Here is a 12120-nt window from a genome sequence, read left to right as displayed (position 1 = left end):
TTGAGAAAGAGGTTATCACATCCAATTAAAGATGTTTTGGTATGGATGTTAAGATTGAATATTTGAGCTTCTGTTGATACAATTTTGTAAATGAAATAATGATTGTGTATATCATCATGTTCTTCAGCTTTATTTACAATCCTAATCATTGGTTTGAGATTAACAATATAAGTTGTTCGAGGTGGTGGTGCGGCTATTTGGATGAAGCTATCAATCAAAAATTTAAAGATGTATTATTGCAAAAAGATTCACAGAAACGGGCGTAAAGATATTGAAAAATGGTAAGTTTGTTTGGTGAGAAAACAGGTGCAACGAATGTAGCAGAATTTACTGTTTCTGAAATAGCAGGAGCTCTAAAGCGTGTTGTTGAAGAGAAGTTTGGTTATGTGCGAGTGCGTGGGGAGATATCAGGTTACCGCGGTCCTCACGCTTCTGGTCATGCTTACTTTGCCTTAAAAGATGATAAGGCGCGCTTGGAGGCTGTTATTTGGCGTGGGTTCATGGAAAAGTTTAAATTTCCTCCTGAAGAAGGAATGGAAGTGATTGCTGTTGGCAAATTGACAACCTATCCTGGATCATCAAAGTATCAAATTGTTATTGAAGCGCTTGAACCAACTGGGGTTGGCGCTCTAATGGCACTTTTAGAAAATCGTAAGAAAAAACTTGCAGAGGAAGGTTTATTCGACGAATCTCAAAAAAAACCTTTGCCTTATATGCCCCGAATTATAGGTGTTGTGACATCACCAACAGGCGCGGTCATTCGCGATATTATTCATCGTATATCAGATCGTTTTCCATTACATATTTTGGTTTGGCCTGTTCGTGTTCAGGGAGAAACCTGTGCGCGTGAAGTGGCTGCTGGCGTTGAGGGGTTTAATGCACTGCCTTTAGGAGGAACTATTCCAAGACCTGATGTTATTATTGTGGCACGGGGAGGGGGAAGTTTAGAAGATTTATGGGGGTTTAATGATGAAGCTGTGGTGCGTGCTGTTTATGCATCTGACTTGCCTGTTATCTCTGCGGTTGGGCATGAGACAGATTGGACTTTGATTGATTATGTTGCGGATTGGCGTGCTCCAACTCCTACAGGGGCAGCAGAAAAGGCTGTTCCCGTCAAGCTTGATCTCGAGGTGTATGTAGCATCGCTTGGTGCACGTTTGCGTATGGGACTCACACGTTATTTTGATTTTCATCAACAAAAATTGCGTGCTCTTGTCCGTGCTCTTCCCACTGTGGATCAACTTTTTGCGCTACCACGGCGTGGTTTTGATGAAATTTCTAGCCGGTTACAGCGCGCTCTTTGTGTAAGTTACGATAAGAAGCGTTTTTATTTCCATGCATTAGCTGTTCGTCTTGCACCGCGTTTATTGAATACTGAAAAAGCACAACGCAATACAAAGGAATATGTGATGCGTCTTCAGCGTGCTTTTGTACACAATGTCGAAAAACAACGAGCTCAGATAGAAGTTGCTTTTAGGCTTTTAAAAAGTACTTCATATCAAAATATTTTAGAGCGTGGTTTTATTTTGGCTTTGGGGCAAGAGAATAAGCCTATTAAACGATTGGTGCAGTTTCCTGAAACCGGACAAGTCAATTTACGCTTTTTTGATGGTGATATCAGTGTTGTAAGCGAGGGATCTGCTTTGAATAAACATTCAAAACACAAGCAGGTCAAGCAACAAGGCGATGATCAAGGAACACTCTTTTAATATGCTCAATCAGGTGCTTGATGAAGGACTTCGCAGGGGAGCGGATGGAAAAGTTCGTTGTTCATGGGCAGGAGATGATCCACTTTATTGTGCTTATCATGATCATGAATGGGGAAGGCCTGTTTTTGAAGATCGCCGGTTGTTTGAAAAAATTTGTCTTGAAGGTTTTCAAGCAGGGCTTTCTTGGCTTACCATTTTAAAAAAACGCTCTTTTTTTCAAGAGGCATTTGATCATTTTGACTTCGAAAAAATCAGTCATTATGATGAAGGAAAAGTGCAAATGTTGATGCAGAATAAAGGTATTGTTCGTCATCAAGGGAAAATCCGCTCAGTACTTAATAATGCATTGAGGGCACAGGACATTATCACAGAGTGGGGAAGTTTATCTCACTATTTTTGGTCTTTTCAGCCACCACAATCAGAGTGTTATGAGAAGGTCAATTTTCAAACATTGTTAGCAAATCCTATAACACCTGCGTCTCTTCGTCTTTCTCAAGATTTAAAGAAACGTGGCTGGACATTTGTTGGACCAACAATTTGTTATGCTTTTATGCAATCGGTTGGGATTGTTAATGACCATCTTGAAGGCTGTTTTTGTCGATAAATTAGCAAAGATCTTTTGCACAAGAAAATGTCATTCAAGAGGACAATAAAAAATCATGGAATGATCTTAAGATCGTTTCATCTATTTGTTATTATTTGATTACTCTTCCTAACATAGCAGATGATGCAAGACTGATTTTAACAGAGAAGCCAAGTGTTTTTTTAGTTGAGAAAAAATAATAGATAATTTTTCAAGAAGTTTTTTTATTTTTGCGTTTCGCAGAGTATTATAAGAAAAATTTTTGTTATTTGTTTTAATCTGTATTTGTCTATTTTTATTTAGATCATAGTTATAATTTAAATATAGTATATTTATGTTATTCTCATTTAATGATGTATAAAAGTATTTATTATATCTTTACGTCAATGGATATTATTATACTATTTCATTTTTTGAAGTTTAAGAAAGATATTTGTTATATTTTTATTGAATAGAGAATGATACATTTATTTATAGATGTGTTTGATTATCAAATAGTTGTGTTAAGTTTTATTATCTGATAGCTTCGTTTTTAAGAGAATAATTTTGCTACTTGTAAGCTCCAGTTTTGGGGAGGAGGATTCGTTCAGATAGATTGGTATCCATTCCATTTCTTCGTTAAATCTCTAGAGTATGCCTTTGGGAATGCGAGTGAGAATGGTGGGGTGTTTGGTGTCTGTTTTTGTTGTTGGAAAGTGATAATGGGTGTTGCAATTTAGAAGCGTTAGCGTGTCGTCATAGGGATAAGTTTGATGAATTTTTGGCTCGTGAAAAGGTGCATTTCATTATGTGTTCTTTTATTGGCTACTATATTTGGGAAGAATAAGACGTAGAGAGGTAGGTATTTTTCATTGCAATTTTATTTTTGTTGACTCATTTGATATTGTTGATAAAAGTTTTTTGCGCTTAATTTTCAAAAGATTAAGTCATTTTTGATAGGTGGTATAGTTTTCGCAGAAATGTTTTCTTTTGTTTTACTACCTGTTCGTGCGCAGTCTATTATAACACAGTAAGGATGTGTGTACATCTTGAAACTGAGTGTTTGAGGGGGTACGATTATTTTAAAAATTTGCACATTATCATTATCCTTTTTAGTACAGTTTGTAAGGAAGAGTGCGTTCATCAATCTGCGTATGATGATTTTCTCCAAGGTTTACAACTCTGGTGAATGGTATGGGGAACAACTACAGTATGTTGTGGAGAAAAAACTATTGTGATGCGGATGTGATAATGGTTTATGAAAGACATTTACTGTATTTTCATTGAAATTAAATGAGTGAATTGAGAAGTAAATGCCTTTGTAGAGATGGTTAATACGCGTTTATTCAATCTTTAGGGTTATAAATCTGCCGTGTTATTTCAGGATAATAAATTAATACAACAAACTTTAAAAGGAAAAGGCTATGAACATAAAAAGAAAAATATTGAAAGGCAGTACTTCTTTTGTTTCTGCTGTTCTTATAGTAGGGATGTTTGCACAACAAGTTTCAGCAAAAACACCTGTTGATACCCTCGTAATGGGTTGGAATATTGATGGAATCAATACATTTGATCCTGCGCAGCTTAATGATGTTTATGCAAATGAAATTGTTCTCAATGTTTGTGACAATTTGGTTGATACTGCTATAGATGATCCAGCAAAAATCATTCCCTCTTTGGCAACGCACTGGGATGTTTCAGGCGGTGATCAGAGTACAGTGCTTACTTTTCATTTGCGTGATGGTTTGGAATTTGATGATGGTCGGCCTGCGAATGCTCATGATCTTGTTTGGGGCATGAAGCGAATTATCAAATTGAAGATGGCAAATGCAGCGATATTTAATGAATATGGTATTACAGAACAAAATGTTGATTCTGCTCTTCAAGCACCCGATGAGAAAACGGTGGTGATGAAATTTGATAAGCCTTATCCAGCAGAGCTTATTCTTAATAATATTGTTGCGAGTCGTGCTACTGCCTTGCTTGATCGTGAAACCATTATGAAACACGAAAAAAATGGTGATATGGGAAACCGATATTTGGCCAGTCATGCTGCTTGTGTTGGTCCTTATCAGTTAGCGAGCTGGCGTCCTGGAGAAGCTATTTTATTGCGTGCAAGTGCCAATTATTGGGGGGAAGCACCTAAGTTAAAAAAGATTCTCATTCGCCATGTTGCGGAGACTGGAACACAACGTTTGTTGTTGCAAAAACACGATATTGATGTTGCTCGTGATTTGAGACCTGAAGATCTAGCAGATCTCCAAGAAAAAACAGATATTAAGGTGGAAAGAGTGTTGGAGCCTTCCATGATGTATTGGGGTTTTAATACGACAAATCCTATTTTTGCCAATGAAAAAGTACGTTTGGCAATGCGCTATCTGATTGATTATGAGGCTCTTGAAAAGAGCCTTCTCAAAGGTGTGGGTGTTCCACGGGCAAGCTTTATTCCTCTTGGTAATTTTGGAGCCTTGGATGAAAAAGAAGGACAGCCCTTTAAACTTGATCTTCAAAAAGCCAAACAGCTCTTAACAGAGGCGGGGTATTCAAAAGGCTTTGAGGTTAATTTTTTAATAGGAAGCTCTCATTATGCTTTGCCCATTGCTCAGTCTATTCAAGACAATGCGGCAAAGGTAGGCGTGCATCTTAAAATTGAACGCTTAGCAGGTACGCAGGTGTTTTCAAAACTTTATGCACGTGCTTTTGATACAATTTTTGTCGGATGGAATAATGACTCTGCAGATCCTCATTCAATGGCTTCACGCCTTGTTTACAACCCTGATAATCGATTTGAGGCGAAAAACACGGCCTATCCAAGTTGGCAGCATGGCTATTTAGATGCGGCTATGAATGAAAAGGTGGAAGCAGCATTATTTCAAAAAGACCCACAGAAACGGGCACAAATCTATGCTGATTTACAGCGTGAACTTATGCAAAAAGGACCTTATGCTTTTATTTTTCAGAAATATAGTGTTGTAGCTATGACACCTAGCATTAAAAAATGGGTGTGGAATAGCGCTCCGCGTATTTTTTATAGTGCAATTGAAAAATAAATACGTATTAAATAATACTGTAAATTATAAAAAAGAATGCAATCATCAGGTAAATGATGAAAATATCCCCCGCAGAGGGTTATCCTAATGCTTAAGGTATGAAATTGCGGGGGGCTTTTTGTATAATACAATTAAGGTATAGTTTAGAGGGGGAGTGATGTTGATCAGTATGAAAATAATAGCTTTTAGTGATCTCTGTTGGTAGTACACAGAGGTTTTATATCTTGCTTATAGGTTGATATGTGAGAAATTTATCTTCAGATTTTTGATGAGTAAAGTTGGTAATATTACGCTACGTAAGAAATAAAAGAAAAAATCGGAAGTATTTTGTGCAAAAATAATCAAATAAAATGCAAAGGGTAATGCTAAAATGAGAAAAAAAGGAATGTTAAAAAACTTTTGTATTTTGTTAAGTACAATCGTTTTTTTTAATGGATCTATATTACCAATATTTAGTGCATCATCAAAAGATACATTGGTAATGGCATGGAATATTGATTCAATTAGTAGCTTTGATCCAGCTCAAGTAGTTGAAGTTGTCGCGAGTGAATTATTGACAAATATTTGTAGTGCGTTAGTGGAGTATGATAAGCATGATCCTAAAAGAATTCGCCCTTCTATGGCCAAGTCTTGGGATGTTTTAGATGGTGGAAAAAGAATTGTTTTTCATCTGCGTGATGATTTAAAGTTTGATGATGGAAGGGTAGCGAAAGCACAAGATCTTGCTTGGTCAATGCGGCGGATTATCAAATTGGGATTAGGGTATGCCCAGTTTTTGATGGATTATGGCTTTAATAAAGATAATGTGGAAACGCATATTCAAGCTCTTGATGATAAAACTTTACAGCTAAAATTAGATAAACCTTATCCTATTCAGCTTATATTGACAGCTATTGGACAATCCTATGCTTCTGCTTTGCTTGATCGAAAAACAGTTGAAGCAGAAAGTATTAACGGTGATATGGGCAATAAATATTTGGCAACGCATTCGGCCTGTGTTGGACCTTATAAATTGGTACGTTGGTCTCCAGGGGAAAAAGTTGTATTGGAAGCTAAAAAATATTTTTGGGGAGACGCACCTAAAATTAAGCAAATTATTGTACAGCATGTTGCGGATTCAGCAAGTCAAAGACTTCTTTTGGAAAAAGGTGATGTGGATATAGCGCGTGATCTTTCCTCAGAGGATGTTTTAGATATTGAAAAAGAGAGGGGAGACGTCAAAATTAGCCGCGTTTTGCGACCGCAGATTATTTATCTCTCCCTGAACAATAAAAATGCAATTTTTGCTAACGAAAAAGTGCGTTTGGCTCTTCGTTATTTGGTTGATTATAAGGGGCTTGGAAGGAGCGTTTTAAAGGGTGTTGGGATTCCACGTGCCAGTTATATGGCGTTGGGAATTCCTGGTGCTTTGGATGAAAAAGAAGGATTACCCTTTAAATTGAATTTGAAAAAAGCCAAACAGTTGATTAGTGAGGCAGGTTATCCTAATGGATTTAAAGCTAATCTTTTAGTTGGTAGTCTTAGTTATATGTCATCTGTTGCGCAGTCTATTCAAGCCAATGCGCGCGAAATTGGTGTTGAGCTTACCATTGAAAAAATGGCGCAAAATCAGTTATTGAGCCGCGTGCGTGGTGGGAATTATGATAGTGCTATTATGGGGTGGGGAAGTGCTGATCCTGATGGACATCCTGCTTCATTAAACCATGTTTTTAATCCTGATCCAACTTTTACAAAAAAACATAACATGTATCTGGCTTGGCGTGCTGGATATTATGATGAAAATATCAATAAAATGGTGATGGATGCTTTGTTTGAGCAAGATCAAAATAAACGCATTGCGCAGTATCGTTCTTTACAGCATTATGTGTTTGAACATGGTCCTATGGTTTATTTATTTCAGACATATTATACCGTTGGTATGGGACCTGCAGTAAAAAAATGGGTTTGGAATAGTTTTAGACTTTACTACAGTGATGCAGAAAAATAAAAATAGGCATGTTGTGAGAAAAGATTGTAGAACGTGTTTGATTAGGGATTGCTTGATTTATAAAGAAGGTGTTTGCTTTATGTTTGGTAGCTATGGAGGGGGATATTATAATGGTTTTGCCATTTTCAGATTCTGAAAGAGTAGTATCACAGACGCAGAAAAAAATGTTCATATGGGACTTTTTTTTCAAGCTATCGAAGCTGCTCATTTCAGTCTTTGTCACATTGCTTGGTTTGGTGACCATTACTTTTTTTATTGGTCACTTGCTTCCCTTAGATCCCGTTCTTGCTATTCTTGGTGATAATATCAGTCAGGAGGCCTATGATGCAATGTTTCATAGGTTGGGTCTTGATCAGCCGTTGATTGTTCAATATTGGAATTATCTTCGCAATGTCTTTTTGTTTGACTTTGGAGATGCTTTAACTTCAGGGCGTCCTGTCTTAGAAGATATTATGCGGGTATTTCCTGCAACATTAGAGCTTGCTACAGTTGCTATTGTGATTGGCACGAGTCTTGGTATTCCATTTGGTGTTTTTGCGGCAATGTATCGCGATTCATTTATTGATTACTTTGTTCGTGTTTTTACACTTCTCAGTTATTCCACTCCAACCTTTTGGCTTGGATTAATGGCGTTATTAATCTTTTATGCTAAGCTTGGTTGGATTGGGGGGCCAGGACGGATTGATTTCCTTTATGAATATTCTTTTGAACCTAAAACGGGATTTTTTCTCTGGGATACTGCTCGTCAAGGGCAGTGGGAAGCTTTTGGAAATGTTTTCAGTCATATTATTATGCCTGCTTTAATCTTAGCTTTTGGTTCTATGGCCTATATTAGTCGTATGACTCGTGGATTTATGATTGAACAGCTTAATCAGGAATATATCATTACTGCGCGTGTAAAGGGATTATCATTGGCACGGACGGTGTGGGGGCATGCCTTTCGGAATGCCGCTGTGCAGATTATCACAGTTGTTGCACTTTCTTATGCTTTTCTCTTAGAAGGTGCTGTGTTAACGGAAACCGTTTTTGCTTGGCCTGGCTTTGGGCATTATTTAACGAATGCTCTTTTGGCCGGAGATATGAATGCAGTTGTCGGCTGCACCCTATTGGTAGGGTTTCTCTTTGTTGTTATTAATTTATTTTCTGATTTGCTTTATCGAATTTTTGATCCAAGGACACGTTGAATATGACAATAACGCATCATTATAAATCACAATCGACAGTTTCTTTGGGGCGTTGGTTAAATGAATCTGTTCCACGATCAGTTTTTCAAGCAAATGTACAAAGAATCTATCATGCATTGATCAAGTTTTCTGGTAATTTTTCTGCTGTATTTGGTCTGATTATTATTTTTATTATTATCTTATGTGCAATTTTTGCTCCTTGGATTGCTACCAATGATTTTGTTAGCAATGATCTTGCGCATCGATTACAATCGCCCTCTATGTCGCATTACTTTGGGACAGATGAATTGGGGCGTGACATTTTTAGTCGTCTCGTTTTTGGTGCACGTATTACGCTTTATGTTGTTTTTCTCACGACAATTATTGTGGGCCCAATAGGGCTCATTGTGGGAACTGTATCTGGCTATATAGGGGGATGGGTTGATACTGTTCTTATGCGTATTGTTGATGTTTTTCTTGCTTTTCCCGCTTTGATTTTAGCACTTGCTTTTTCAGCGGCATTGGGACCAGGAATTGAAAATGCATCTATTGCAATTTCCATTACAGCATGGCCACCAATCGCGCGTTTAGCACGAGCTGAAACTTTGACAATACGTTCCTCTGATTATGTCTCTGCTGTTCGTTTGCAAGGGGCATCTGCTTTGCGGATTATTTTGTTTCATATTGCACCAATGTGTATTCCTTCAGTGGTGGTACGCTTAACGTTAAATATGTCTGGGATTATTCTTACGGCCGCTGGTCTTGGTTTTTTGGGGTTGGGAGCTCAACTCCCAAGTCCTGAATGGGGAGCAATGCTTTCGACAGGTCGTGAATTTATGATGACAAATTGGTGGTTAGCGGCAATACCAGGTTGTGCAATATTGTTGGCAAGCCTTGCTTTCAATCTTTTGGGTGATGGGCTTCGTGATATATTGGATCCGCGCAATGGCTAAAAAATTATTAGAGATAGAAGATTTACGTATTGCTTTTCCTACAAGGCGTGGCATTGCTGAGGTTGTGCGCGGTGTTAGTTTTTCTGTAGGAAAAGAAAAAATCGGTATTGTTGGCGAGTCTGGGTCTGGAAAATCAATGACGGGGCGAGCGATACTTAAATTGAGTCCAAGGGCAGCAATTGTTAAAGCAAAAAAAATGCGCTTTGAGGATGTCGATTTATTGCGCGCAAGTGAATCTCAGATGAGAACTATTCGGGGAAAGCGTATTTCAATGATTTTACAGGACCCTAAATATTCACTTAATCCACTCATACGGATTGGGGACCAGATTATGGAGGCTTATTGTATTCATTACCGTGTTTCAAAAGCTGAGGCGCGTGAGCGGACAATTGCTATGTTGGAATCTGTTCATATTCGTGATCCAGAACATGTGATGCGCCTCTTTCCTCATGAAATATCAGGAGGGATGGGGCAGCGTGTGATGATTGCGATGATGCTCATTCCAAAACCTGATTTAATCATTGCCGATGAGCCAACATCTGCGCTTGATATTACAGTGAGGCGTCAGGTCTTGTCAGTGTTGGATGAGCTTGTGACCAAATCTGGAACAGGGCTTATTTTCATTAGTCATGATTTGAATATGATTGCCGATTTTTGTGATCGTGTTTTGGTTATGTATGCGGGCCGTGTGTTAGAAGAATTGTCTGCATCTGATTTGTCTCGCGCTTGTCATCCTTATACTAAGGCTTTGTTAGCGAGTTTGCCAAGGCTTGATAATCCTGTTGATGTTTTGGCTGTTCCTGAGCGTGATCCTGATTGGTTGTATAATCCCACGATTGTTAATGGTATTGAAGGAGCTGCTCCGTGACCAATTGTGACAATATTATTGATGTTTCTAATTTATCTGTAACCTTTGGGCATAGGCACAAGGCAGTAACAGTTGTAAAAAATGTTAATTTTCATATTAAGCGTGGTGAGGCTTATGGTTTGATTGGTGAATCAGGATGTGGAAAATCAACCATTTTGAATACATTGGTTGGGCTTATTTCTGACTATAGTGGCCGTTTTATTTTTGATGGGGAAGAAGTTCCCAAAAAAAGAGATAAGAATTTTCTACGCCGTATTCAAATGGTTTTCCAAGATCCTTATTCTTCGCTTCATCCAAGAAAAATGGTGCATACTGTTCTTTCTGAATCGCTTAAAATTCATGGTATGGATAATCCAAAGGAACGGGTGCGCGATGCTTTAAATTCCGTTGGTTTAAATTCTTCATTTCTTTATCGTTATCCGCATGAATTATCCGGAGGACAACGGCAGCGTATTGCTCTTGCTCGTGCTTTAATTATTGAGCCAGAGGTTTTATTGCTTGATGAGCCAACATCTGCATTGGATGTGTCAGTACAGGCTGAAATTTTGAATTTGTTGAAATCCTTGAGAGAGGAAAAAAAGCTTACTTATTTGATGGTATCCCATGATCTTGCCGTGGTTGCACATATTTGTGAACGTGTTGGAATTATGCATAAAGGGATTATTCTTGAAGAACTTAGCAATGATGATCTGCGTAATCTACAGGCACAACATGACTATACAAAGGTGTTTTTTGAAGCCAGTATTGAACCTATTGTTCATAGAGAACAGAGGGCATGATAAGGTTTACAGAAGAGAAAATACTGTTTCTTAAGAGAAGGTAATATTAAAATAGTAGTTTCTGTGCAGTTGTATATGCGCTAAAGAGAGATAAATTGTGTTATTGCAGAATTCATGAAGAAATAATTTTTTGAAGTATAGTTTCTTATATTTTTTCCTCAGTGGTAGAAGGTGAGATAAGCTAGAAATGTGTGATCAGTCATTGTCTGTGTCTTTATGTTTGGCAGTGGGTATAGTGTTTAATGAGATCTTGAAAGAAAAGGATTTAAAAGGTTTTTGAAGTTTTCTGAAAAGTAGACAGAGCTTATAAAATCTGCTCATCAGCTCCAATCGCTAAAGTTTTCTCTCTATAAAAAATCTTTTTGGATCTAGATTAAAATCTGGATAATGAGTGGTTTTACTAAGAGAATATACTCTAAGAATTTAGTTTGACACTAGGTTTTATACTAAGTGGGAAAAGGTTGGATTAGTTAGGAATAGGTAGTAATTTGTTGTTTTTATTGTTATTTTTTACCATTAAATGCGCGTTTTGTCAAAACAGATTTTGACACCTAAAATTGTGAAAATTAGCGAAAATCAGAAAAAAGTGCGTTTTCATGGTAAAAATGAGAGAAGGCTTTGAAAGGTCTTTGAAAACCCTTTGAAGATTTTTAAAAAGTCTGTGAAAGCCCAGAAAACCGCCTTTGAAGACCCTTTGAAAAAAATCAATCCAAAAGTTTAATTGACTCCAAAATCAGCCAAAAATGACCAAAAAAGCAAAAAAGATTTTCACTTATAGGTGATTATCTATTTTTAGAGACAATATATACTTATAAATCAAATTGTTATATAATTTTTCTAATGTAAAAAGATTTTCATATCGATTTTTCATTTTAGAGAGGCATTACGCCGTATTTTGTGTAGTTTTGGAGTGTTCTTTTCTAGAGATTGCCAAATATGGTCCAATTTTACCGCGAGGCTTAACGGTCATTCTGCCTGAACTCGCACTTCACAATCCCCAAAGTATGGTGAAACGGTTATGGGATTAATGCGCACACACCCTTTTATTG

The 12120-nt window shown here is 37.4% G+C and carries 8 protein-coding genes; all 8 read left to right on the top strand.

The window, feature by feature from the left end:
- Nucleotides 1-278: 278 nt before the first annotated feature.
- The 8 genes from xseA (at nt 279) to ABD917_RS06590 (ending at nt 11071) form a co-directional block, all read left to right on the top strand.
- Nucleotides 279-1709: an exodeoxyribonuclease VII large subunit gene (xseA, locus tag ABD917_RS06625; RefSeq protein ID WP_345119315.1), complete on the top strand. Its 1431-nt coding sequence runs from the start codon at nt 279-281 to the stop codon at nt 1707-1709.
- Nucleotides 1687-2313, top strand: a complete 627-nt coding sequence (locus ABD917_RS06620) for a DNA-3-methyladenine glycosylase I (RefSeq protein ID WP_345119314.1) — start codon at nt 1687-1689, stop codon at nt 2311-2313. The genes xseA and ABD917_RS06620 overlap by 23 nt, the downstream gene beginning before the upstream one ends.
- Nucleotides 2314-3695: 1382 nt before the next feature.
- Complete coding sequence (locus ABD917_RS06615) at nt 3696-5321, top strand: ABC transporter substrate-binding protein (protein WP_345119313.1); 1626 nt, start codon at nt 3696-3698, stop codon at nt 5319-5321.
- A gap of 370 nt (nt 5322-5691) precedes the next feature.
- A complete protein-coding gene (locus ABD917_RS06610) occupies nt 5692-7308 on the top strand; it encodes an ABC transporter substrate-binding protein (protein WP_345119312.1) in 1617 nt (538 codons plus the stop codon).
- 110 nt (nt 7309-7418) lie between these two features.
- Nucleotides 7419-8492: an ABC transporter permease gene (locus ABD917_RS06605; protein ID WP_345119311.1), complete on the top strand. Its 1074-nt coding sequence runs from the start codon at nt 7419-7421 to the stop codon at nt 8490-8492.
- A gap of 2 nt (nt 8493-8494) precedes the next feature.
- Complete coding sequence (locus ABD917_RS06600; RefSeq protein WP_345119310.1) at nt 8495-9424, top strand: ABC transporter permease; 930 nt, start codon at nt 8495-8497, stop codon at nt 9422-9424.
- Entirely contained in the window at nt 9417-10292 is an 876-nt protein-coding gene (locus tag ABD917_RS06595; RefSeq protein ID WP_345119309.1) for an ABC transporter ATP-binding protein, read from the top strand. The genes ABD917_RS06600 and ABD917_RS06595 overlap by 8 nt, the downstream gene beginning before the upstream one ends.
- Nucleotides 10289-11071, top strand: coding sequence for an ABC transporter ATP-binding protein (locus ABD917_RS06590; protein WP_345119308.1), 783 nt, complete (start codon nt 10289-10291; stop codon nt 11069-11071). Before ABD917_RS06595 ends, ABD917_RS06590 begins: the two co-directional genes overlap by 4 nt.
- Nucleotides 11072-12120: the final 1049 nt, after the last annotated feature.

Source organism: Bartonella pachyuromydis (assembly GCF_039543065.1).
Classification (GTDB): Bacteria; Pseudomonadota; Alphaproteobacteria; order Rhizobiales; family Rhizobiaceae; genus Bartonella; species Bartonella pachyuromydis.
This window is presented reverse-complemented; position numbering and strand designations above follow the sequence as displayed.